19 protein-coding genes and 3 pseudogenes are annotated in these 23,448 nt (G+C 50.3%); 8 read left to right on the top strand and 14 right to left on the bottom strand.

Annotated features, from left to right (window positions below; genetic code table 11):
* Window positions 1–234: 234 nt before the first annotated feature.
* A complete protein-coding gene (locus VW41_04295; GenBank protein AJZ88316.1) occupies window positions 235–1,392 on the bottom strand; it encodes a von Willebrand factor A in 1,158 nt (385 codons plus the stop codon).
* Between the two features lie 505 nt (window positions 1,393–1,897).
* The gene (locus VW41_04290; protein ID AJZ88315.1) at window positions 1,898–2,410 is read right to left on the bottom strand and encodes an alanine acetyltransferase; all 513 of its coding nucleotides are present in this window, start codon (window positions 2,408–2,410) and stop codon (window positions 1,898–1,900) included.
* Between the two features lie 589 nt (window positions 2,411–2,999).
* Here VW41_04290 and VW41_04285 point away from each other — a divergent pair.
* From VW41_04285 to VW41_04270, 4 genes and pseudogenes are all read left to right on the top strand, one after another.
* Window positions 3,000–4,130: pseudogene (locus tag VW41_04285) on the top strand (hypothetical protein).
* 261 nt (window positions 4,131–4,391) lie between these two features.
* A complete protein-coding gene (locus tag VW41_04280; protein AJZ88314.1) occupies window positions 4,392–5,510 on the top strand; it encodes a cytochrome C552 in 1,119 nt (372 codons plus the stop codon).
* Window positions 5,507–6,940 (top strand): AMP-dependent synthetase, encoded by a 1,434-nt coding sequence (locus VW41_04275; GenBank protein AJZ88313.1) that lies wholly within the window; start codon window positions 5,507–5,509, stop codon window positions 6,938–6,940. Before VW41_04280 ends, VW41_04275 begins: the two co-directional genes overlap by 4 nt.
* Window positions 6,941–6,957: 17 nt before the next feature.
* Window positions 6,958–7,176, top strand: a complete 219-nt coding sequence (locus VW41_04270) for a cytochrome C550 (protein AJZ91851.1) — start codon at window positions 6,958–6,960, stop codon at window positions 7,174–7,176.
* Window positions 7,177–7,375: 199 nt separating this feature from the next.
* Here the strand turns inward: VW41_04270 and VW41_04265 are convergent, their stop codons facing one another.
* The 8 genes from VW41_04265 to fimA all read right to left on the bottom strand — a co-directional run bounded on the left by VW41_04265 (window position 7,376) and on the right by fimA (window position 15,412).
* Window positions 7,376–8,788 carry a fimbrial protein gene (locus VW41_04265; GenBank protein AJZ88312.1) on the bottom strand — a complete coding sequence of 471 codons (1,413 nt, stop codon included), beginning with the start codon at window positions 8,786–8,788 and terminating at the stop codon, window positions 7,376–7,378.
* Between the two features lie 28 nt (window positions 8,789–8,816).
* Window positions 8,817–9,722, bottom strand: coding sequence for a fimbrial protein (locus tag VW41_04260; protein ID AJZ88311.1), 906 nt, complete (start codon window positions 9,720–9,722; stop codon window positions 8,817–8,819).
* A gap of 16 nt (window positions 9,723–9,738) precedes the next feature.
* Window positions 9,739–10,242, bottom strand: a complete 504-nt coding sequence (locus VW41_04255; GenBank protein ID AJZ88310.1) for a fimbrial protein — start codon at window positions 10,240–10,242, stop codon at window positions 9,739–9,741.
* 12 nt (window positions 10,243–10,254) lie between these two features.
* Window positions 10,255–10,782 carry a fimbrial protein gene (locus tag VW41_04250; GenBank protein ID AJZ88309.1) on the bottom strand — a complete coding sequence of 176 codons (528 nt, stop codon included), beginning with the start codon at window positions 10,780–10,782 and terminating at the stop codon, window positions 10,255–10,257.
* 9 nt (window positions 10,783–10,791) lie between these two features.
* Complete coding sequence (locus VW41_04245) at window positions 10,792–13,425, bottom strand: fimbrial protein (protein ID AJZ88308.1); 2,634 nt, start codon at window positions 13,423–13,425, stop codon at window positions 10,792–10,794.
* 72 nt (window positions 13,426–13,497) lie between these two features.
* Window positions 13,498–14,241, bottom strand: a complete 744-nt coding sequence (locus VW41_04240) for a molecular chaperone FimC (protein ID AJZ88307.1) — start codon at window positions 14,239–14,241, stop codon at window positions 13,498–13,500.
* A 16-nt stretch (window positions 14,242–14,257) separates the two neighbouring features.
* On the bottom strand, window positions 14,258–14,797 hold the full coding sequence (locus tag VW41_04235; GenBank protein AJZ88306.1) for a fimbrial protein: 540 nt from the start codon (window positions 14,795–14,797) through the stop codon (window positions 14,258–14,260).
* Between the two features lie 75 nt (window positions 14,798–14,872).
* Window positions 14,873–15,412, bottom strand: a complete 540-nt coding sequence (gene fimA / locus VW41_04230; GenBank protein ID AJZ88305.1) for a type-1 fimbrial protein subunit A — start codon at window positions 15,410–15,412, stop codon at window positions 14,873–14,875.
* Window positions 15,413–16,271: 859 nt separating this feature from the next.
* Between fimA and VW41_04225 the strand changes: the two genes are divergently transcribed.
* Both VW41_04225 and VW41_04220 read left to right on the top strand, forming a co-directional pair.
* Window positions 16,272–17,600, top strand: a complete 1,329-nt coding sequence (locus VW41_04225; GenBank protein ID AJZ91850.1) for a hypothetical protein — start codon at window positions 16,272–16,274, stop codon at window positions 17,598–17,600.
* A gap of 333 nt (window positions 17,601–17,933) precedes the next feature.
* Window positions 17,934–18,443, top strand: coding sequence for a hypothetical protein (locus VW41_04220; protein AJZ88304.1), 510 nt, complete (start codon window positions 17,934–17,936; stop codon window positions 18,441–18,443).
* 53 nt (window positions 18,444–18,496) lie between these two features.
* Here the strand turns inward: VW41_04220 and VW41_04215 are convergent, their stop codons facing one another.
* Window positions 18,497–19,024, bottom strand: a complete 528-nt coding sequence (locus VW41_04215; protein AJZ88303.1) for a hypothetical protein — start codon at window positions 19,022–19,024, stop codon at window positions 18,497–18,499.
* A gap of 179 nt (window positions 19,025–19,203) precedes the next feature.
* Between VW41_04215 and VW41_04210 the strand changes: the two are divergent.
* Window positions 19,204–19,605 (top strand): annotated as a pseudogene (locus VW41_04210) (hypothetical protein).
* A gap of 233 nt (window positions 19,606–19,838) precedes the next feature.
* Here the strand turns inward: VW41_04210 and VW41_04205 are convergent.
* The gene (locus tag VW41_04205; protein AJZ88302.1) at window positions 19,839–20,315 is read right to left on the bottom strand and encodes a protein WbuC; all 477 of its coding nucleotides are present in this window, start codon (window positions 20,313–20,315) and stop codon (window positions 19,839–19,841) included.
* 218 nt (window positions 20,316–20,533) lie between these two features.
* Here VW41_04205 and VW41_04200 point away from each other — a divergent pair, with 218 nt between their 5' ends.
* On the top strand, window positions 20,534–20,722 hold the full coding sequence (locus VW41_04200) for a transposase (protein ID AJZ88301.1): 189 nt from the start codon (window positions 20,534–20,536) through the stop codon (window positions 20,720–20,722).
* Window positions 20,723–21,658: 936 nt separating this feature from the next.
* Here the strand turns inward: VW41_04200 and VW41_04195 are convergent.
* Complete coding sequence (locus VW41_04195; GenBank protein ID AJZ91849.1) at window positions 21,659–22,651, bottom strand: hypothetical protein; 993 nt, start codon at window positions 22,649–22,651, stop codon at window positions 21,659–21,661.
* A 9-nt stretch (window positions 22,652–22,660) separates the two neighbouring features.
* Window positions 22,661–22,906 (bottom strand): annotated as a pseudogene (locus VW41_04190) (hypothetical protein).
* Between the last annotated feature and the right edge of the window lie 542 nt (window positions 22,907–23,448).

The raw sequence follows: 23,448 nt of genomic DNA, 5'->3' as shown, positions 1-23,448 counted from the left end.
CTTGCGGTTAATTAAAAGAGTGAAGAACATTGATGTTTATCAGCATCAACGCACGGCTCGGAGGCAGACTTGTCCCTTCTCAATACAGAGAATAATTTTTATAAAAATACTGAAGCTGTTATCGGCACTGCGATAATAAAATTCAGCCCTAAATTAAATTCTCCGGAACATTAAGAACAGAAAATTCATTCCGTAATGAAACTATTACAGAAAAAAACACCGTGCCTTTCACAATCACTCGCAGCCCTCGGGAATATATTCATCCAGAGCTTTGTTCATCATCGAGCTAAATTCTTTCGTGTTGTTCACGGCAAATACACTGCCTCCGGTATTGCTGGCAATGCAGTTCCCGGCCCCACTATTCATGATATCAACAACGTTAATCTGCAAACGAGGTTTCGCCTGCTTTAAAGCCTGAGCAACCGCGCAGGGATCGCCCCCACAGGTTTCGTCGCCGTCAGTAATCAACAGAATAATGGCATCACGCTTCACGCCATCAACCATTTTCCCCGCCTTAGTCAGTGCCTCTGCAAGCGCCGTTTTGCCTACGGGTTCAATGGCGTCAATACTTGCTTTTAAAGCCGCCCGCTGCGCCCATGGGAATGGCGGTGTTGTGGTCACACGATTGCAGCTTTCCGCGGCAATCAGGCTAATGTTCATGTCTTTTGGTAGAGAATCAATGATTTGATTGGCAGATGAACGAGCGAGAGTAATCCGCCGCGGCTCACGCTCAATATTGGCTACCGGCTTTTGTTCAGACCAGCGTTTTAGCTCCTCAGGCGTAACGTCCATGCTAAGAGACATTGAGCCGGACGCATCAAAAATAACAACGACTTCAGGCGCTTGCTGCGCAGTTCTCTGAGCTGGACAGAGTTTTTTAACCGATTGTTCAGGCGTCATCCCCGGTGATGGGGTGGGTATTACCAGGGCAGGCTCAGCCGTTTGCGTCATGCAGCCACGTAACAGGAAAAGGACAATGGCAACAATAAATAAAAAGGCTAACAGCCAGGGCCACCAAAGGCGCCTGGTAACAACAGCCGCGGGTGTATTACTCACACGATTCACCGGCCAAAGGGTGATCACTGGTACGCCGCCGACGGACCATATATTGTTACGATCCGGCATTGTGGAAGCCGTGAATAATAACGCCAAGGTGTCTGCGGACAGCTTGCCTTGTGATTGCAATTTAGCGTAGAGCTCGGCTATCACCGCCAGCTTTTCTTTAAGCAGCATCTCCAGACGCCCGGCCTCAACCTGAGAGAGTTCAGCGAGCGGCACAGGTTTGCCATTCAATTCGCTGTACCACTCAATCGCGCCGTCACTGGCGGCAGAAGGCCTGGCAAATAAATTCGCCATATTTACGGGAAGATGCTGCCCAAGCAGAGAAATCAACTCGGGATAATTAGCAATAGCCCACTGACCCTGAGCCCCAGGCTCAGCGGTTCGGGTAATTCTTATCATTTATTTAAACTACGACCCAGAGCTGACGAAAAAACGTCAATAAGAATATTCTGCAACGCCACATCCTTATATCTCTGGTAATTAAAATCAATCCCGAAACGCGGAAACTACCTTTTTTGGTGGGGAGCCTCAGCGACAACAGTGTTGCATGGTCATGAACCTTGATTTTGGACGAGGGGTATCAGAGCTGATATATCATGCCGCCGACAAACATTGTTGGTATTGTTTTATGCGTTGAGAGTGAATGCATTATCGCCCGACTGATTGCTTTTATGATTCGCGTGAACTGACCTATTTTTGTTACATGTCGCCATCCACTCCAGATGAAATGGACTCAATTCAAACCGTTCTTGCGCACTGGTTTCCCGGCTAAAAAACCAGTCTGCCCCCAGGAGGGCAATCGAAAAAGCAGGCTGCAGAGCAGACTTCATCACGTTTAAATACTCTTGCCGAGAATATGTATGGTGCTGGTTTGGGTGGCGCTGGAAAATGTTTCGCTGGTTAAGTGGCGCATGCCCTGGGCCTCGTAAAAACGCCTTGCGCCGAGGTTACCCTCCAGCACTTCCAGCCAGAAATAATTCTGATCTCGTTTCTGCGCCAGTTGGAGCATTTCGTCAAAAATCAGCCGGCCATAGTTTTTACCTGTTTCTCCGGGAGCAAGGTAGAGTTTGTTGAGCAACGCGCCCGAAAACGACTGCTCAGGCACCGGGCGATGCCAGCTGATTTTGGCAAACCCTACCAGCTTTTCAGCCTCAGCAATAAACCAGCTAACCGTCGGATCGGCCAGGCTTTCGGCCAGCGTTTCCTGCCCGTATTCCTGCTCAATAAAGGCCCGAAGTTCTTCCCCGGAAACCCAATACTGTTCAAAGTGATAGCGATAGCTTGTACTCCCCAGCGCCGCCAGAAGCGACACGTCTTCCGGCTTTGCTCTACGTATTTTCAAACTCATGGCATTAACTCACGGTAAGGGTTTCAGGCAACGGATGGCGGACAGGATAAGTATATTGCTCCTCCGGCCGATAAAATGCAGCTTTATTTTCTTCCTCTCTGCCATGGCGGGTAGACAGCTGTGCTATGAAAACAAAACTCAATAAAATCAATGCTATTAATAACTCACAAAGCATCAATATATTAAATTAACCTTAAGAATTTATTTTATTTACTAATATTTAAAATATTACTCAACAAAATCACTTAGAAATAAACAATTAAGTTCCTCACCCCGTAAAGAAATTATTTCCCTCATGCTTGCTTATCCGCTGGGCGTCGATTTACGTTGCAATAAACCCGCACAGGAAAGTTAGGCCATCTGACATAAGCCCCCGGAAGAATCCCCACTGTCTGCCCTGGTTTACTCTGGCATAGCCGCACAGATTTTTATTACCGGGCTAAGTTCATTGTACATACCGTTACACAGCAACGCTCATCATCGGGGGGAAGGCTGGTATATAGTGCAGCGGTACACAGGGATGATTTGTTGTGTTGAGACAAAATAACAAATTTTAAACAAATGGTCGTTATGTAACCTTACATTAATAATGAAAATCAAAAATACTCTCTGCCTACATATCCTGATGGCGCTGCTTGCCGTTCTGGTCTTATGCGTTCCGGCCCTGGTGACGGGCTTCTCCACGCCGCTAACATTCCAGCCGTTGATTAAAACCATGGAAGGTACGGCGAAAGAGCAAAAAGAGAAAATAGCCACGATTTCCCATGCATTACAAGGCAATGCGTTATTTTTCCTCGGTGCTTCCGAGGTTTCGACATCCGAAGATGAACATTACGCTGTATATAATTACTTTAATAAGCAATTACATCAGCCGGTAGTGGCCTACGGGGATAGTTATGTCGATAACATCACACAGTTCCTGCTGCTTTCACGTTTTAAAAACGATCTTAATGCAAACAGTAAAGTCGTTCTGCTGTTTGCCCCGGACAGTTTTTATTTCGACACCATTCCTCCGGCTATTTTTGCCGATCATTTTCCGGCCGCTATTTTTAACCCGCTGATGGCGGATGAAAAAGCCCGTCCTTTCCTGGTCAATTACTTACACCATATTGATGAAGAGGACATTAGCCATTTAACCCTGGGCGAAATGAAAATATACGGCTGGCATCCGAATGTTATTTGGCAGTCCGTTAATTATGAGTTTGCTAACTTCTGTACTTTGGTAAAAAACCACTGGCTGGCGCTGCTGCGTATTGTGCCTGAACCGCATCGCCCGTGGCCGGCACCCGCCGAAAAGTACGCCGCCCCGGACTGGAACCAGCAGTTGACTCATGCCAGCGTGCTGAACCAGAGCCGCCACGAAAGCGCCGCCACGTTGTGGATGGACAAAAGCGTTTACGAAGACGGAAAAACAGCGGAAGAGTGGTATGAAACGCCGGTGGTAAACCGCCAGATGGAAGCCTTCAAAGCCACTATCGATCTGCTCAAATCTCGCCACGCCCAGTTTGTGGTGATAGTCGATCCGCTTAACCCCTGGGCGCTGAAAAATACCCAAAAATTCCAGCCCGTTGACCGGCAGGTAAGGGCGTATCTCGAGCAAAATCAGGTGCGCTATTTCGATATGTACGCCCAGCCTTATCAGAACGGCTGGAACTGGGATCGCCTGCACCCCACAGAGCTGGCGTGGGTTGCTATGGACCGCTTTATTGCCGAGAGTTTTATCCCTGTCATATCTCAAGCCGCAGATGCGTTGGCTGCGCCAGCTCACCCCGGTCACATAGTGAGTCAGTGCTCCCGGGGACTCTCCGCCTTGCCGCCTGCCTGCAACTCGAATTCTTTAGGGCATACACGATGAAAACCGCCGTTCGCCTGTTTGTGCTTTACCTCTTGCTGGCAATCACCGTGGTGGCGTGGTCTTCCGTGGACGACAGCATGAATATCAAAGTGCACTTTGAATACCAAAAATTCTGAAGGATGAATGATGTATAGCTCCGGGGCATTTTTTTTCTTTCTGTTTTCATCGGCACTGCTGTTTGCGCTGGTTAACCGCGTATTGCATTACCGGCTAACCTATTTAGCGGCCTTTACCGCGATCGCCGCGCTGGCCTGGGGATATATTTTCCAGGGCGATTATCTTGTTCCGGTGGCGGTATTCTTTGCGTTTTATCTTCTCGTCACGCTGAAAGAGAAAGGCTGGTTAAAAACCTGGCAAGCGGTCACCCTCACGCTGCTGCCGCTATTGCTGGTGAAGTTACACCTGAATAATCACTGGGGCATGATTGGCCTGTCGTTTATGACCTTCCGCGCCATTGATGTGCTGCTTTACCGCAGCAAAAAAGATGGCCGGAACTTTTTGCATTATTTCTGCTATCTGTTTATGCCGTTCATTATTCTCGCGGGCCCGATGTACCGCTGGAGAACGTGGGTCGGCGATATTAATAAGCCGGTATTCAGGCTTACCCGCGAACAGTTTTTACTGGCCGTAGAACAAATCGTCACCGGCGTCGTGCAGAAGTTTTTGTTCGCGATGCTGATCGACAACCTGGTGATTGAGTCCTGGAGCCACAGGCCGTTCACTCTCACCGTGGGCGTGGTGATGTCGATAGCCTACAGCGCCTATCTCTACTTTGATTTTGCGGGCTACAGCAATATGGCTATCGGCGCCGGGCGGCTGTTTGGCCTCAATATTCCGGCCAACTTCAATATGCCGATTCTGGCTAAAAACCCGCAGGACTTCTGGCGCCGGTTCCACATCAGCCTGTCTGAGTGGCTGCGCGACGTAGTCTTTATGCCGATTTACATGAATCTGATGAAGCTCGATTTCTTCCGTCAAAATAAAACCCTGGCACAGAACGTCGGTATCTTCTGCACGCTCTTTTGCATGGGGGCCTGGAACGGGCTTGAACGACACTACGTCATCAGCGGCGCGCTGTTCGGCGCCATTTCCGTTGCCCATAACATGCTGCTTTGGTTCGCCAAACGCAGCCCGGCCTTGAGTAACGGGTTACGCCATCCGGTTATCGCGTTTTTTGGACGAATTCTGACGCTGGCAAGCGCCGCGGCCTCCCTCTACATCTTTAGTGGAATGTCACCTCTATGAACCTTCATTCAGAGCTTCAGGAACTGCAGGATTTTCTGCGCGCGGCATTACTCGACCCCGCGCGCCCAAACCAGTTAGCCATCAGCGGCAGCGATACCGCCCTGACCTGGCAACAGCTTTCCGTCGCCGCAACCGACTGGGCGCAGCGCTACGCGCGGTGCCAGCAGCCCGCCGGAACGCCGGTGGTTTTATACGGGCACCAGCAGGCCGAATTTGCCGTGGCGATTTACAGCTGCCTGCTGCACAACATCCCGTATATTCCGGTGGACTGCATCTATCCGCAGGAGCGGCTGAAAGAGATCTGCCAGCTTGCCAGCGCCCCTTATTATTACGACGTCGTGACGAAGCAGTTTGTGGCGACCGGCGAAACCGGCAGCGTGCTGGCCGAGCCCGATCTGGCCTACATCATGTTTACGTCAGGCAGTACCGGGAAACCAAAAGGCGTGCAGATTGGCCGCGAGAGCCTGTGGCACTTTATGAAGTGGGTGCGCGAGGACTTTGCGCTGCCGGAGGTGCCGGTGCTGATGAACCACGCGGTGTTCAGCTTCGACCTTTCCCTTATTCCTCTGCTGGCGAACCTCGCCACCGGCGGGCACATTGTGCTGAACGCCAAGGAAGATATTGCCGCTGAAAACTGGCTTGAACGCCTGAAAACTAACGCGGTTTCGGCCTGGGTTTCCACGCCCTCTTTCGCCTACCAGAAACTGCTGTCCCCGCAGTTCAGCGCCGACTATTTGCCCGCGCTGAGCGTGTTTGTGTTCATTGGAGAAGTGCTGAACAAAGCGCTGGTCAGGCAGCTGCGCCGTCGCTTCCCGCAGGCCAAAATTCTGAACTCTTATGGCCCAACGGAAGCAACCATCGCCACCACGGTGATTGAAATTACCGACGAGATCCTGCACAGCGAAAATGACGTGCTGCCGGTGGGCACCATGATGCCGGAGTCCAGAATGGAAATTACCTCGGAAGGTGAGCTGATCATCTGGGGGAAAAACGTCATGCGTGGCTATCTCGGCCTGCCGCAGGAAAACGCCGCGAAATTGCTGCACCGCGAAAGTGAGCAGTACCGCGGCTACCGAACCGGCGACCTCGGCTACGAAGACGGGCTACTGTATTGCCAGGGCCGCAACGACAGCCAGATCAAGCTGAACGGCTACCGTATTGAAATCAACGAGATTGAAAACCGCCTGCTGGCGATGTCCGGCATTAGCGAAGCCGTAGTGCTGCCGCTGATGAAATCCGGCGGCGGCGTGCTGCGCATTGCGGCGTTCTGCGTAACCGGCCTGGCGCCGGAGGCAATCAAGACCTCACTCGCGAAGGTGATCCCGCCTTATATGGTGCCTTCGCAAATCATTATTAAAGACGCTTTGCCGCTGAACCCTAACGGCAAAATCGACCGCAAGCTGCTGGATACCCAGGCTCGCACGAATTAATGACCCAGGAAAAAAAGATGGAACAAGAGATTCTCGCCCTGTTTGAAAAAGTGTTATCCCGCAAGGTCGGCTTTAACGATGAGCTGATCGAGTCCGATATTCTCGACTCAATTCTGGCCGTTGATCTGGTGCTGGAAGTGCAGGACGTGTACGGCTGCATGATCCCGCCGACGGAAGTCGCAAGCGTGCTGAAAACCCCGGCGGATCTGGCGCGTTATATTGAAGAGAACCGCTGAGGCGCTGAACCGACCGGTTTTCTCGCAAATATTCGGGAACTATTCTGCCCCTCACCCCGGCCCTCTCCCCAAAGGGGCGAGGGAGAAAACAAGTAGCGCCGCGTTTTTTATTCCCTCTCCCCTTTAGGGCGAGGGGAAAACGAGCGACGGAAAATTTTTATCCCCTCTCCCTGCCAGGGGGAGGGGAAGAAGCGCTGGCTCAGGCGATGGGCTGCACCGTCTCTCTTCTTTTCAAGGCGTCGATCATCTGCCGGAGTTCAAACTTGAAAACGGGCTGAGAGATACTGTACCCCTGAAAGAGATGTACTCCGGACGCCAGAAGCAGCCTTAATTTCTCACGGCTATCAATGCCCTCGGCAACGCAGTAACTTCCCGTTAGTTCGCAGTAATACGCCAGGCTTTTGATCAGCGCCAGCGCATGAGGTTCATACTGCGCGTCCTCCACGACTTTGCGATCCAGTTTGTAATCGCTAAACCGCACCGCCCGCACCGGGAAGTAAACGCTGCTCTGGGAAAAGCAATCATCAAGCATGACCCGGTATCCCTGATGCTGAAGCTGGGTAATGAAAAACCGGCTCTCCTGATGCTGCAGCAAATTCAGCTCTTCTGAGATTTCAAGCACCAGCCTGTCCGTCCAGAACGGGTTTATCAGCCGGGTACTCAGTTGCTTAATGATGCCGAACAGGCTCTCACTGTTTGAAACCGCGGCCGGAATATTAACGGCAAAATAATACTCCCCCTGATACTGATTAATGCCCCCCACCGCCTCTTGCAGCATAAAGGCCGTTAACAACCGCCATGTATAGCTGGACCGGATCTGCGGCAGGAACTCTGCGGGCTGCATGGTTTGCCCGTTTCGGTGCCAGCGGGCCAGGATCTCGAGCCCTTTTAGCTGCAGCCCACCATTCACAATAGGCTGGAACACCGGGTAAACCTGGCGGTTGTGGATGGCATAAGCCAACTCTCTTTCGAAAGGGGAAAGGGCCGCCACCATCCCGCTTGAGGCACTTTTTTTCTGCTGGTTACTCGCCACCGGCGCTTTCTCATGCAGCAGCGGATGGGCCATTTTCTTTAGCCCGGACATTCGCTGTACATACAGCGTTTTATGGCTGACGCCCCGCTGTTTCGCCTGCTCCTGAATCGTCTGCCCGGCCAGGGAGTCCACCAGCACATCAAGCTCTTTTCGGGTCAAACCTTCTGACCGGATTTGGCTCACCATTTCCTCTTCAAGAGCGTGTTTTTTGAGGCTCACGCTGTTATCCCAGTCCCCGCGCAGTAGCGCTGCCAGGCTGGCGCTGGGCAGATCGGAGGGGGCCACTCGCACGCCGCTAAGATAACTTTCTTTTTTCACTAACTTCTGCAGCGAACGCCAGATCCATGAAGCTGAGCTTCGGCTCAGAATAAGCATCGGCAGCTGGCCGCCGTGGCTGTCGAGCAGCTGCGCCACCTGCCGCAAGACGACCAGTAACCAGTACGGCTGATCGGGCAGATAGACCACGAACCGCGCCCCGGCCTCTTCCCGCGCGACTTCCTCCCCCACTCCCTGACCTGCGGCTAACAAGTTTGCCAGCCCGCAGGCCATCATGTTGCAGGGAGAGAGAATGTAGTTCACATGCTCGCGCTCCTTTCCGGGTGCATCGCTACTGATAAACAAACGTCACTCCGATTATCGACTGTACATTACCCGCCGTAACCTGCCCGGTGGTTCGCGCGTAGGTCGCCGTCAGCCCCAGGTTAACGGGTGTCGTTCCCACCGTTCCCAGCGAAACGGTATTGGCGCTGCCGGCCTTCAAGGCTGCGCCATTCCGCAGCAGCTGGACGCCAATCCCCTGGGCGGGTGAGCTGGCCGACGTATTGGTGAATATGGCGTTATCGGTTCCCAGGGTGTTCCCTGACAAAAAGTAACCAATTCTCTGATTTTGTGCGCAACGCACTGTCACGGGGGCGGGTGCCGTGCCCGGGTAATCCGGCAGATTCACCGTCACGTTGCGGGCAGATACGTCACAGCCCCCGGTTGGCACCACGACATCGTTGTTGGCGTAGATATTCCAGTTGATGATCTGGCGGTTGCCATTGAGGGAGTCTTCTTTTTCCAGAATAAGCTGGGCAATCATGGTGTTGGCTTTAACGACGACGCCGCTGGCGGTGCTGATAGGCGTTAAATACAGCACCGCCTGCCAGCCACGGTAATCCCCCCAGGTATGGTTCACCCATGCGGTTTCCGTTGTTGTCGGGAAAGGATATTGCACTCCGAAATAGCCCAATGTTCCCCTGAAAGCAGAGAGCACGCCCTGATACGCGGAACCCGATCTGATCCTCACCGGGTCAAGGTAGACCGATGGCGCATCGTTTTTACACTGAATCGACTGGGAAAGATCGACCACCAGGTTTTGCCCCGCCGAAATGGACGGCACAAGATTGACCCTGACGGTAACGGTGCCGGAGCCACTGATGGTGGTGCCGAGCGACTGGCAGGTAAAGGCCTGACTTACGGTTGACCATCCCATACCGGCGAGCGCGGCCAATAGCATGATGACTTTTTTCATTCCATCCTCCTTGCGATCAGGACCAGGTGTAAGTGACATTGATCACCGCCTGAATTGTTCCCTGGGTTGCCCCGCCATTGACCGTTAACGCTCTGACCTGCAGAGGAAAACTCGTCGCCTGACTGCCAGCATCCACCGGAACGGTTTTATTGGCGCCGTTATTCAACGTCGCGCCGCCGTTATCCTGGAGCTGGAGCTGGAGGTTACGCGCCGTGCCCTGGTTGGCGTAATAACCCGTCGCATCCACCGTGCCGCTGAACGTCGCGGTCACTTTAGAGGTCCCGACCGGGCAGTTGGTCAAATTCAGGACAACATCATGCCAGGCGGATGAGGCGCCAGCCTGTATCAGGTTAAAGGTATAAAGATCGCCCAGATCGACCGTGGCCGTGGGGGTCGAAATCGTACAGGGCTTCGCCACTACTCTGCCGTTCACGGTAATGGTGACGTCATCCGCCTTTGCCGCAGACGAGATCACTATCAGCACCCCGGCAAGCACCCTCCCGGGTAGAATCCATTTCATGTCTGCCTCCGGTTACTGAAACTCAAGTGTGAATATGGCGGTCGCATTAACGTGCCCGGCGGTGACCGGCAACTGCGTGGCCATCAGGCGCGCATAAAAACTAAGCACGTTGGTCTGGCCGGGCACCAGCGTAGTCCACTGAATCGCCGACGACCCCGCGTTGATTGGCATTGGTGTCCGGGCGCTGTTCAGGATTTGTATTCCCATGCCCGCCGCCGCCGCCGCGCCGCTGTCCAGCTTCAATAAGCTGGTGTTTACGCCATCCGCCACGCCGGTGAACCCCACTTTCACCGCGGTAGCCAGGCCTCCACACGGGGAAAGCACAATGCGGAAAGGCACCAGCGGGGTTGTGGCCCCCACCGCAGAAAACTGTTTGGCCGAGTTATTCAGCAGGTCGACGGTGAAATCTTTTGACTCCGCCGCAACCGAGCAGGCGTTGTCCCGGACGTTGCCGCGGATAGTGATCGTGCTGTCTGCCGCTTCTGCCGCGGCAGCAAACAGTGACAGGGCGATACCGACGATATAAAGAGATTTAGTCATGCTTATTCCTTAGCGACACTGCGCCGAAAGCGAGCTCAACATCTGCTTCTGGCTCTCTTCACCCAGACGGTAGTCAGCCACGCAGCTGGCGTCCGGCCCGTCTCCCCATTTGGCCAGCACTTTGCCCGCCAGCGGCATTCCGCTGAGATACACCTGCCCGCTATCGGCCACAATACTGCTCGCCTGCAGGCCTTCGGCGGTTACAACGGCCCCGAAGGGAACCGGTTTTCCGTTGTGGGTCAGCGTCATGAGCATTTTCACCCCCACCTGTGGTTTGAACTCCGCGCGAACAACGGCTCCGTGGGTTGGCACAACGTTGGCAACGGCATCCTGAAGATCAACGTTGTCGGCCAGCGTGTTGGTGTCCAGCGCGATCCTGTTTTCGCGGTAATCGCTGGCATACGGGAGCACGGCATAACCGCGCCAGTCGGTACGAACCCCGGTTTGGTTTTCGACTTTTACGTCACCGGCACCGGGAGCTTTTACCAGCACCACCGTGCTGTTCAGCGGCTGACTGAAGGTCACGCCATCCGCGTGCGCCAGTACCCCACCGCTCGCGCCGTAGTAAAGCTGCTTCAGGCCGTCGCTGCGGCTGTAGCCCACGTTGGCATTGCCGTATCCGCCACGGTAGTTCAGTGCGGCATAACCGGTGCTGCTGCTGTTCCCGTGCCCACCGCCCGCATAGCCGGTCTGCACGCTATAGCTCAGGTTATTGTCCTCCAGCAGCGTGCCGTACAGCCCGGCCAGGTTGGTCATCCGGCCATTAAGATCGTGCGACACGCTGTAGCTGGCATTGGCATTGCGCCAGACGGATTTGCTGTCGGAACGCAGCCAGTGGCTGAACGGGATGTTGACGTTTACCGCCAGCATTTGGTCACGCCCGTCCTGCCAGGCGTTTTTCGTCAGGCTGTAGCTGACCGTCCAGTTGATGTCATCCACTGCAGCGTTCAGCCCCACCTGCATCTGCTCGTCGGCGCTGCTGCTGTTCCAGTAGGTCTGGTGGCTGCCGCTGAGGTAAAGCGTTGCCGTCCTGCCCAGTTGCTGGGTGAGGCTAAGCTGCACCCTGCCGCGCTTGTTGTAGGCGAGGTTGTAGTAGTCGGTAAACCTGGGCTTAACCTGAATCACACCGTCCTGCGTTTCCACGCTGTAGCCGCTCATCCGGCTGTAGGCGGTATCGGCAAGCGTAAAATAGCCGCTGGTTGAATACCGGTAGCCCACCAGCTGGACGTTGGTGCCCAGTTCATTCAACGATTTGTTATAGAGGAAGCGAAGCGACTGCCCCTGGTGCTCACTGTCATCCGGGAGTTTGGCGTTGGCCTGGGTGACATCCATCGACAGCGCCCCTAACACGCCCATGTTTTTCCCTACGCCGAGGTTGAAGCTACGGTAGCGGTCGGCCAGTTGGCTCCCGCCATAAAGCGTCCAGCCATCGGGCAACCCTTGCAACACCGTGCCCTGAAAGAACTTAGGCTCTTCCTGCTGGCGATTGCCGCTGCGATATTCGCCGGCGGTCAGAGAAAAACGGGTGCGCCCTTCGCGCTGTAAAACGGGCACGGATGACCAGGGCACGCTGAAGATCTGGCTGCTGCCGTCGGCTTCTTTGATGGTGACCTGCAGATCGCCGCCGCTGGTGGCAGCGTAGAGATCGTTAATCGTGAACGGGCCGGGCGGCACGGTGCCCTGATAAATTTCATAGCCATTTTGTTTGACGATGACGTGCGCCGTGCCCCGGGCAATGCCGCGAATCACCGGCGCAAACCCTTTCATGCTGTCGGGCAGCATATTGTCGTCGGAGGCCAGCTGAGCCCCGCGGAAATTTATCCCGTCAAAAACATCGCTGTCTGTATAGCTGTCGCCCAGCGTTAACCGGGAGCGAAGGGAAATAATATCCCGCTCAAGCCAGGTGTTAACGTGCTGCCATTTATTTTCATTCGCCGAGGTGCCGCCACCGCTGTTGTAACTCCAGGTGGTGTTGTCACGCAGCCGCCACGCCCCGAGGTTGATCCCGCTCTGCAGGTTCAGCCAGGCATAATTACTGCTGCCACCGCGATCGTTTTGCACGTTATTGCCGGTGAAGTTGTAATTCAGCAGGCCGGCGTTAATGCCGCTGTCCCAGCGCTCAGGCGGGATGTACCCTCTTGCCCGGTTACCCATAAACGCCTGCGGTACCGTCAGGTTCAGCCTTTGCAGGCCAACATCAAACCCGGCGGTAGCCTCCGGGATAAGCTCGGTCATCGGCACACAGGCGTCCGACGCCAGGGCATTCATGCCGGCAATGGCCGCCACGTTAACGCCCATCCCGGCCCACTGCTCACGCGTCAGGCACGGAGCAAGGCCACCGCTGTTCTTTGCCGCATCGAATTTAACGTCCCGCGTGGTGACAAACCCCTCGTTGAGATAAATATCGACGCGGTAAGTCCCCGGCGGCGCTTCCTGTCCACTTTCGAAACTGGATAAATCAGCCACGGCCGAGGGATCGTCGGCTAAAAAGCGCGGGTTAAAATACAGATCCGCATGGGCGGAACAGGCCTGCATAGCGATTAAAAGCGCCAGCGGCGTTTGTACCAGAGTAAAAAAAGAAGCCAATTTGCGCCGTGGGCGGCGGGAGCCGAAACGCGCTAATCCATATTTTAGATGTGACATTGTCCCTCCGGTCCGCATTCGCCCGGCAGTCAGTTCTTGGTTGTTATTTAACGCAGGACGGCCCGTCCTGAATTACTGCATAACGCCCTGCATCCGTGGCGTCAGCGCACCGTAGTCGTTGATTGTCTGGTAAGTAATGTTGGTCCCGGCATCGGCCGGTAGCTTCACGGAGGTTGTTCCCATCGGCGGGACAAGCGCATTGTCCAGACCCCGGCTGCCGGCATTAATATCCGTCACCGTCAGATAATACGGCGTGGGGTTGTTCAGGATCAGTTGGCCATTGCCGCGGCTAAAGGTCAGTTTTTCTGCCGCTTTCTCCGGGGCAAGCGCCAGGTTATCCGGGCGGTAGTAAAGTTTGATTCGGCTGATGATCGCCAGCTGGAGCGTGTTCTCATTCAGCTTTGATTTTTCCATGGAAGGGATGGCCTTTACGTTCAGCCAGAACAGGCTCTCCCGATCCTTCGGCAGTTGGTTATTGGTCGCATCTAAAATGCGTAAGGTGGTTTCCTTCTTCCCTTTGATGGCGAACAGCGGCGGAGTAATCACGAAACGGCTGTCTTTGTCACCATTGGCGTTTTCTACCCACGACTGAATAAGGTAAGTACTTTTTTCATCGTTGCTGGTCACAGCCAGTTGAACCTGTTTTTGCCCTTCAGGATAAATAACGCGAGTCGCGCCTAGCGCCACTCCAGCCTCCGCGCGAGCCATAAAGCCCATTGCCGCAGCTATCATCATCGCCGCCAGAAAACCGCGACCTCTTAGTAAGCTTTTTGTCACGCTCGCACCTTTGTCCTTGTCGTTGTTGTTTGTGTCCACTACGCCTGGGTTTCGGCTATAAATAGGTCAAAGCAAACCAGGCTTGGGCATTCGCCAGCCCCCCGGTGACCTGATGCCCGGTGGCGCGATATTTGGCGATAAAATGGAGAGTGGTTGGCCCAGGGTATATCCGGGTCCAGGTCTTTGCCGGGGCATTCAGCGGGATTTGCCGTTCTTCGGCATCAAAGAGAGCAACGCCCACGCCTTCGGCCATGCCTGGCCCCTCGCCCACCGAAAGTACCGCCGGATTTTTACCGTCTGCAACGCCCATAAACGCCACGCCAACGTGCCGGCTAACGTTGGTATTACAGTCCTGAAGGTGGAGTGCGAAAGGCACCGGGTCGCTGTCTTCGCCTGGAGCATGGAAGCGATTGCTGCTGACCCTGCCCATTTCAACCGTCATTTGACGGTCACCCGCCTCTACGCGGCAGGATTCGGCAATGATCGTGCCCTGGAAGCGCATATTGCCTCCCGGCAGCATCACATGCGTTCGATTACCAGCCAGCGCCAGAGATGGCAGAAGAACGCTCAATAGAACCAGCTTGATTCCTCTCATCATTATCACCTTCAAATCCGTAGTAGATGACGGGCCGTCCCTGGCCCCGAGTGATTTCCCTGTATGACTGACTGATTACTCGTACTGAACTTTAAAGGTCGCGTCCGCGTTAGCGGTACCGGCAGTCGCCGCACCCAGCGCGATGTAGCGGGCCTGCAGAGGAATAATATTGGTGCCATCATTCAGCGTGGTTTTGGCGCTGAAAGTTGCCCCATCCAGTGCCAGCGGGGTGCTGGTGTTGTCGAGGATCTGAATCCCCACATTAGTTGCGCCACCCGCCGCAGCCCCTTGAATAGCAAGCGTATCGGGTTTGCCGGTCACGGCAACGCCAGAGAACGCAACAGAAGCTTTGGTGGAAACGGTGGTATCGCAATCATTCAGCTTAATGTTGAAACCTACCGCAGAGCTGGTGTTGCCTTCCGCAGCCAGTCGGGCAGAACGTACCTGGCCCAGTTGAACGGTCTGATCTACCGACCCTGCATCAACGGCGCAGGCCGCGTTAACAATTTCACCTTTGAAATGAACGGTGCCGCCGTTAACCGTAACGGCATATGCCGCTCCCGAGCTCAGAGAGAGGGCTGACAGTACAACGAGAGCCAGATTTTTGATTTTCATAATTTATTCCTTTAAACAATTTCATTAAAACGAATCAGAACCGGCAGTCGCTATGCCTTCCATAAGACCTATGTTTCAGCTTCACGAAACGATCGCCTATTCACATAAGCTCGCCCCTAAGAGAGCTACCCTCTCAATATTGGTGGGGAGCCGGGATGAAATATTAATAAAGTATCTTAAATCGTTTTTGAAATTATATTTAACAAAACATCAATATCATCACATTGCATTGATTTTAAATGTTTTTTATATTTCATCCTATTAGGAATTTTCCCTGAGGTTATTCTCAATCACGATTTTGAAATTAATTTCTATTGACATTCCAGACGCTGTAAAGAAACTAGAGGCAATACAGGAACGTTCCCTTAAATTCAAAGAACAGGCTAAACCCAAAAACAGCAGGGATGTTTTCGCTTAAAATAATTATAAAACACTAATTGTATTGAATTTATCATTAATATTACAGGTAACTTCCCTCCAGTGGCGTTTATTAAAAGGAACTTAATATGCAAAGTTAATCAGGCATCACACAGCAAATCTTAGTTTGCACATTAAAACTGTAACACCTGACGCAGACAATTTTCATGCTGCGCCGGCCGGGCTTTCACATATCAAAAATACCTCTGGCGAGGATATACCAGGCAATAAAACCTATTGCACCGGGTATAGAAAATAATGACTAATGGATATTGATATGAATATAACCTCACCGTTATTGCCTGTGCCATCTCAACATTCCCACGTTGAGTTTGTTTATCACATACTTTCTGCCTGTCATTTTTCTGCAACAGGTCTTTCTGCATTGCTTCATGAAAATGGAATGAACGCAAAACTGATCAGCCCGGAAAAAAACAGCCAATTGCTTTCTAAAAAAAACGACAAAGATGATTTTAACTATTTGATTGTCTTTATTCCTGAAGATCCCTTCCACATGCTGATGACGCTGAAGAGCCTGATGTTGCTATTACAGGTGCATCATCACAAGATAAATATCCTGATCATTAGTGGGCTGCCGTCTTCGTGGCTGTTTAGTTATTTTAAAAACGTTATGCCACGAAACACGAATCTCAGCACTATCAGGGTAGTCAGCATTTATACAAGCGTGATCAAGCTCAGAAGCACGCTTCATCAGGATATTAAAAGTATTCCCACCCTCGTCTCGGTTGCCAGACAAGAGGAAAGAAACGGGGGATTACGCCACGAAGGCCTCACCATTCATGAAGTGAATACGCTGCTTGAGCTTTTCAGCGCTCCGGACAAGGAGGATGCTTCAACAATAAAAAGCTTCAGTACTAAGACGCTCTATAATCTGCGCTCAAGCGGGTTAAAGAAACTGGCGGCCATTCACCCGATGATGGCCAGACTGTTGCCGGGGCGGCATCGTAAAGCACAGCGCCAGTCGAGGCCCAGAGGCTTAACGACCAGAATGCTAAGCAGCGAGGAGAGAAAAATCACCCATGCTCTGCAGCATGGTCTGATCTTCCCCGTCTTTCAGCCCATCGTAGACAGTGAGATGCAGATTGTCGGTTTTGAAATATTTTGCCGCTGGTACACCAATGGCAAAGTATTGTTACCTAAGGACTTTTTTCATGAGATCAGGACGCGAGAAACGTGGATCATGCTCACGGCCTACATCATCAGAGAAGCCGTAGTGAACATCAATAACTATGCAGGCAAACTGGAATTTTCGGTCAATATTCCACGCGCCCTGACGGAGAGTTCTGCCCTGTTTAAAATTGTTGAAACTGCCAGGGCTCAGCTGCTTGATCAGGCCTGGATACGCTGCCTGGTGCTGGATATCAACGAAAATGTGGATTTAAGCTATGAGTCTAAAACGGTTAACATATTAAATCAGCTTCCCGGGCTGGGCGTGAAACTTGCGCTGGATGACTGCTTCGCTAAAAATAGCGTCGCGTTTCCAATCAGGCAGATCAAATTTAATAGCTATAAACTTGATCGCTACATTGTAGAAACTTTTATGAATTGCCGGGATGATAAAAATCTGATCGATGGTTTAATCTATTATGCCAGCGTGACAGGCAGCCAGTGCATCGCCGAAGGTGTTGATAGTCTGCAAAAATTCATCATGCTAAAGCAAATGGGCGTCAATTTATTTCAGGGATATTATATTTCAAAGCCGGTGCTACGCGAGGAGTTAGATGCATTAGTTTTTCGCGGACTTCAATAACCCCCGTATATAATGATGTTATTCAGCCTATTAAAACGCCTCCAGACTTCGCATTTATTTGACGGACAGAAATAAAATATTCTGTCACAGGTCTTTTATTTATTGGCAGGCCGGTGATTAACAAACCATCCGGTATATGCATATATAATGAATAACTAAGCAGCCTGCTGTCTTCATTCATTGCCGCAGGCTGGTACAGGTTAATTCCGGCCACCGCCGGATAGGCCTCACCAGTGACGTTGATGAGGACTTTGCGGTGAATAACGGCATTCACTGATGAAAAATGGTCTAAGCTGACTGGCTGACAATCTCTTCGTAACGATGGATAAAACAATGATAAAGAGAAAATTAATCGCTCTGCTGCCGGTGATCATCACCGGATGCAGCGCCAGTGATTCCCAGATAAGGCAGCTTTACGCCACGCATTACGCTCAGCCAGACGCCTATGTCCAAGCCTATAAACAGAAAATTCAGGGGATGGACGTCAACGCGTTGGCCGCATATGCCGCTGCCGAAGATAAAAAACGGATGCGCGGCCAGGATCGCCTCAGAGTGGATGAGGTGATTACCGTCGAGGCGATCCGGGCCAAAGGGAATAAGGTGGTTTATGATTATTCCCTGTCGGAAAAATGGGCCGCCATGCCGCCAGCCAAACAGCTGGAAACACAAACGACAATGCAAAAAGACCTGATTTATCGCACCTGTTCGCTAAAAACCGTTCAGCTGGCACAGGATAAGGGCCTGGAGGAAGAGCACAACTACTACAGCCACTACGCCGATAAGCTGGCCTTTACCCTGAGAACCAGCACGCAGATTTGCAAGAGCAATGGGTTTAGAAGCTAGAGCGAAAAGCTGGATTAAAGCCCGTTTTTAGCGGGCTTTTTCATACGGAAGGACTACTTTTTGAGGTACAGCGCTGAGTCAAACTGCGGTTTCTGCTCCTTCAGGAAAGCATCCACAGATTCAATAGATTTTGCGTACAGATGAGTGCCAACCGGTAAATCAACCGTTTTCGTGCCCAGCCCCAGGGTGAATACCGGCTGGTATTCGCTGCGGTACCTTACTGCGGTGGTGATTTCTAATTTTGCAGGTTTAGTCAGCGTCAGGCTTTCTGCCGTCGTTTTCTCGTCTTCTTTGCGGCCTTTATTGATTAAATCCGCCAGCTCGGTGAGCTTGCCTTTAAAGGCGACTTTATAATCATCCGCATTAGCCTGCTCCAAAAATTCCTGATTCGCGACGTTGTCGTCAAAAATCATTTTCACAGAGACAACTTTGTGTTCATCGTAGATGTTACCCAGCTTCACTGCCCCGCCGGTGACGGAAATAATATTTTCACTCTTAAATAAAACCGGGCCGGAACTAATTAAGGATGAAACGATAAGCGCAGCCCCAACGATGGCGCTGCCAGCAAGAATAGACTTCATTATAAATTCCCAGAGGTATTTTTAGTGCCGGGGATTATAGAGCACCTGGGTTGTTATTTGATAGCAATATAATCTTGTTGCTTAAGACTACATCTCTCACTAAATTAACGGCATTGATGTCAGTTCCCTCTTTTACTACGAATATGGGTTGTTGGTAATGAAACGCAAATACCTCGACTTCGCTCATTGTCTGCGAGCCACAAGATAAGAGTTCAACGACGTCCTCGGAGATTTGGCCCGCGCCTTATCTGGATAACCACCAGCTGTGTTTCAATATGCAGGCAGATAAAGACAGCACCTGCGTGGGTAACGGCCAGACAATCCAGTGGATGACTGAAGCGGTGATCGTGAACATCGGCGGTGAACCGCAGGGCCGCGACGACACCTGGTTCCGGGTGGTGCGGCCGGTCGTCAATGACAAAGAGATCGCCTATAAAATCGAAGGTTCACGCGACCAAAAAACCTGGGGCCTGGTTTCCAATGTGGAAATCAACCGCCTGACGGGCGGCGCAGTTGACTGGTTTGTGGCCGAGCACGGCGGCACCGCATACCAATGCCACCTGGAAGGCCCGAAGATTTAATGTGACACGGAGGCATAGCAGCTGAATTCAACGCTATGCCTCTGGTTGTCTTATAGGCTGTGTGAGCGGATTAATTTCTGGCGATCGAAAGATTGCTGATCCTGACCCCGAAGATGATCCGGACATAATCAGGGTAAAGTTCAAAACACGAGATAAGAACGGGCTAAAGCCGTTTATACGGCTTTACGTTTATTTCGCCAGGCCAGGAAAGAGTATGACAGGGCGCGGTAATATTACAGGGAAAAACCGCCATCTCCCACTTGAGCCACGGCATACCATCTCATCAACTCAGCCGCTCCCGGCTCATTTTCAGCGGGTGCCCATGGGGCCATATCTTGCTCAGCTACAGGCTGGTACGCCCCATGTTTTACCTCAAAAATAACCCCACCTTTATCCAGCGACAACACCGCATGCCAGGTCCCGGCATCCGTTTCCAGCACCTTGCAGTCTTCACCTAACACAACGCGGTGGGTCACGTTGCCGTTGTCATCAAAATTCAATACCAAAAAGCGCCCACTGAGGGATGTCAGCAGCTCAAAGGTGTGCGGGTGGCGGTGCGGGCGAACATAGGTGCCCGGTTCCATAGCAATAGCCAGGCGCTGAACAGGATCGCTCAATTCAGGATGGAGATTACGATTGGCACGTAAGCGAGGGGAGTTTGCGGCTTGCTCGCTTTGTTTTTCTAGATCGCTGAACGTAATTTGTTTCATATTAACCTTTGTGAATGTAGGTCGCTCACGGCAACCCGGAACCCGGATGTCGCAAGGTTTTATGCTATCTCAATAGACGATTAGCCACGGCATTCGCAGAACAAATCTCAGCCCGGATTATAGACGCTGCTGCTGATGTTGTAAGCATCCCTGCAAAACGCACCATTCACTTTTAGAGGTCTTCCGACATACTGTTCATGTCCCCTGAGGAGAGCGTCATGCACAAAGCCCGATTCACCGGGTACCAGATGATCACCGTTCTGAAGTCTGTCGAAGCTGGACGCACCGTCAAAGATGCCTGCCGCGAAGCAGGAATATCGGAGGCCTCGTATTACAACTGGAAAGCAAAGCACGGCGGTATGGAAGCCTCTGATATCAAAAAGATGTTTGCCGACCTGAGCCTGTAAAATCGCGCACTAAAAGACATTATCGAAAAAAAAGCTTTAAAACCAGCGATAAAGTGGGAGCTCGTCAGCTATCTGACGGCACAATTTTCCATGAGCATCAGTCAGGCCTGCAGGACATTATCGCTGAGTAGGACACTTAATGAATCACGGGAAATCACGGAGTGCTGGCGGAATGAATACAACAGCGAGCGACCTCATGAATCCCTGAATAATCTGACGCCGGAAGAATACCGGCTGATGGCTGAAAACCCAGAAATCTCAAAAAGTGCGTGGAACTAAGACAGATGTACCTACACGTCAGGGTCAGGTGATCTTTGGACATTTTTTGACTATATCTATTCTAAAATTATAAATGATTTAAAAAAATCAAACTTCATTATATGAATGGTCAAATGAATGGAAACCATCTGAGACTTTATTAAAATAAACAAATAAGTTGAATTATTAATTTAAAAATAGACAAAAGAAATAGATTGAATTATTTGTATTTAGAGGGTGAAAAATTAAAATAAGAAAACAAAGACATCAGTTACAAGATATTGAAAACAGAAGTTGCTTTAAAAGCTGCCAATGAACACTTACAAATGGCTATATCAAAACATGATGAGTTTATTTTAAATAAAGATGGCAAATTTTATGCGTTAATAGAAAATAATTTATGTATATCCGCAAACAACATTTACATCAATACCGTAGAGCTTCAATTCCATAGTGAACCTTATACTCTCGCTCTAGGAAAGTAAAGGTTTTAGTGTTCGTAATTCAATATTCAAAGTAATTTTAACAAGCATTACCTATACGGATAACGAGGCCTCACCTCTAAAAAAATGTTATGAAAAATCAAATCAGTCAAAATTCTAAAGCAGTATTTTGTTCAGACATAATCAAGTCAGTATATTTTTAATATATACTGACTCAAAAGCACTGAGCTTTAATTTACTTCCCTTTGTATCGTCCAAAAACATTTTTACGATGCCAATCTAGATATTGGAAAGTGTTTGATGATATCTTCACTTTTTTGTGTAAGTCGATCCCCAAAAGATGAAGCGTGTGTTCATTGTTTAACTCATTACATAAAATTAATTCACCACTATTTTTGAAGCTCAACAATCCTTTATCAAATAAAATATCTATATTTGAAGAAAGTAACAAACCATTAAAAGGATCAAGTCGTTCTTTATTATTTGATGATCTCCAAGGCTTGATATGGCTTGCTCTAAGCATAAATTCATACGGAATACCAGTAACGATACATTTTCCATATAGTTTAACTAATTCTTTCCTGTACTTCCCCTGACCTTTACGTGCGGCTATAAGTTGTTCACGTTCTGTTACCGAGATTGAATCGTCATTTTCAATCATTTCAATATCATTGATTAGAAAATCAATATGTTCAAACTCATAGTCATCATTAGCTTTATTCTTTTTAACGATGTTAAACCCAAGTTTATCTAATATATCAAAACAAGGTGAATTCACTCCTCCGCTAAATTCATCAGCAAACAACGGTCTATTAATCAATGCAATAGCTGAAATACCAAAAATGACTTTAGGTGGATATCTAACCCCATGATATTCAAGGTCATAGGTTGTTGATTTTTGGTATTTAAAATCAGAATATATCAACCCATCAAAATTACCCAGTGCTTCTAAAACATTCTCTCTAGAAAGAGAAGACATCAAAGCATTCAAATTGGAAACTCTATAACTTACCGATTTCGTATCCCTGTATCCTATCGATTTTTCCAATTCAACTATACTGTTATTTTTATAATATACTCCAGCCCTTGAAAGTAAATACCATGCAATCACCTTACTAATTACGGAGCAGTAGCCTTGGTGCGCTGTACCTAAATACGTGATTGGCGAATACTTTCCCGTTCTTTTCTCTAAAAGATATTCTCTATGATTACTAATCCTTATAGGCATTTCTAACCGATAAGATTTAATCTTTACCTTCCAGAGCTCACCTATTTTGTCAGTTTCTGATATAAACGAGGTGAGCGCAAACCCCACATAATTTATTACCCCACGACTACAGAAAAAAATGAGGTCGCCTTTCTTAATTGTTTTAACTATTTCTCTATAATGGTTGTGTTTTTTTGCTGGCCTTGCACTGATCCAGCCATTCTCAAGTTCTTTTTTTTGTGACTTTGGCCTTTGCGTAATCCAGAAGTAGTTCATGTAAAATATTCACACCTCATATTGAATGGACTGATTTATTAGATATTAACTTCCTGACTAAGCCAATGAGAATCACATTAGGTGTAAGCTTATCCATTTTATTTCCATGCATTTTTTGCGACTTCCATTTTTTCAGCTATCAGCCGATATTCCTTCGATATCAGATTATTAAGGGATTCATGAAGTCGCTCGCTGTTGTATTCTGTCGACCAGTACTCTGTGATGTCCAGACCTCGTGCAGTATTCTGAACTGATAAAAATACAAGAAGTTTACCCGATACAGTACCCGAATGACACGCTGAGCAGGGATATACAGAACGATTCTATCACCAGCACCTCACGATGAAAATCATCCACCACATTGAAGATCCGGAAGCGTCTGCCGCAGACAAACGCATCCTGCATAAAATCGATAGGTCAGAACTGGTTCAGCGATTCAGGTGTTACCAACGGAGTCGGATTACACACCAGCATACCTCGCTTTCCTTTTCGACGAAAATTTGGTTTCAGCAGGCAGTAAACCCGGTGTACACGCTTATGAT

Origin of the sequence: Klebsiella michiganensis, from assembly GCA_000963575.1 — a bacterium.
Classification (GTDB): Bacteria; Pseudomonadota; Gammaproteobacteria; order Enterobacterales; family Enterobacteriaceae; genus Cedecea; species Cedecea michiganensis_A.
Note: the sequence above shows the minus strand (reverse complement) of the source record. Positions and strands in the feature narration are given on the sequence as shown.

Excerpts from the sequence above, each read along its gene's own strand:
- VW41_04290 (AJZ88315.1), bottom strand. The coding sequence starts at position 2,410 with ATGAGTTTGAAAATACGTAGAGCAAAGCCGGAAGACGTGTCGCTTCTG.
- VW41_04280 (AJZ88314.1), top strand. The coding sequence starts at position 4,392 with ATGTATAGCTCCGGGGCATTTTTTTTCTTTCTGTTTTCATCGGCACTG.
- VW41_04275 (AJZ88313.1), top strand. The coding sequence starts at position 5,507 with ATGAACCTTCATTCAGAGCTTCAGGAACTGCAGGATTTTCTGCGCGCG.
- VW41_04270 (AJZ91851.1), top strand. The coding sequence starts at position 6,958 with ATGGAACAAGAGATTCTCGCCCTGTTTGAAAAAGTGTTATCCCGCAAG.
- VW41_04260 (AJZ88311.1), bottom strand. The coding sequence starts at position 9,722 with ATGAAAAAAGTCATCATGCTATTGGCCGCGCTCGCCGGTATGGGATGG.
- VW41_04255 (AJZ88310.1), bottom strand. The coding sequence starts at position 10,242 with ATGAAATGGATTCTACCCGGGAGGGTGCTTGCCGGGGTGCTGATAGTG.
- VW41_04250 (AJZ88309.1), bottom strand. The coding sequence starts at position 10,782 with ATGACTAAATCTCTTTATATCGTCGGTATCGCCCTGTCACTGTTTGCT.
- VW41_04245 (AJZ88308.1), bottom strand. The coding sequence starts at position 13,425 with ATGTCACATCTAAAATATGGATTAGCGCGTTTCGGCTCCCGCCGCCCA.
- VW41_04235 (AJZ88306.1), bottom strand. The coding sequence starts at position 14,797 with ATGAGAGGAATCAAGCTGGTTCTATTGAGCGTTCTTCTGCCATCTCTG.
- fimA (AJZ88305.1), bottom strand. The coding sequence starts at position 15,412 with ATGAAAATCAAAAATCTGGCTCTCGTTGTACTGTCAGCCCTCTCTCTG.
- VW41_04220 (AJZ88304.1), top strand. The coding sequence starts at position 17,934 with ATGATAAAGAGAAAATTAATCGCTCTGCTGCCGGTGATCATCACCGGA.
- VW41_04215 (AJZ88303.1), bottom strand. The coding sequence starts at position 19,024 with ATGAAGTCTATTCTTGCTGGCAGCGCCATCGTTGGGGCTGCGCTTATC.
- VW41_04205 (AJZ88302.1), bottom strand. The coding sequence starts at position 20,315 with ATGAAACAAATTACGTTCAGCGATCTAGAAAAACAAAGCGAGCAAGCC.
- VW41_04200 (AJZ88301.1), top strand. The coding sequence starts at position 20,534 with ATGCACAAAGCCCGATTCACCGGGTACCAGATGATCACCGTTCTGAAG.
- VW41_04195 (AJZ91849.1), bottom strand. The coding sequence starts at position 22,651 with ATGCCTATAAGGATTAGTAATCATAGAGAATATCTTTTAGAGAAAAGA.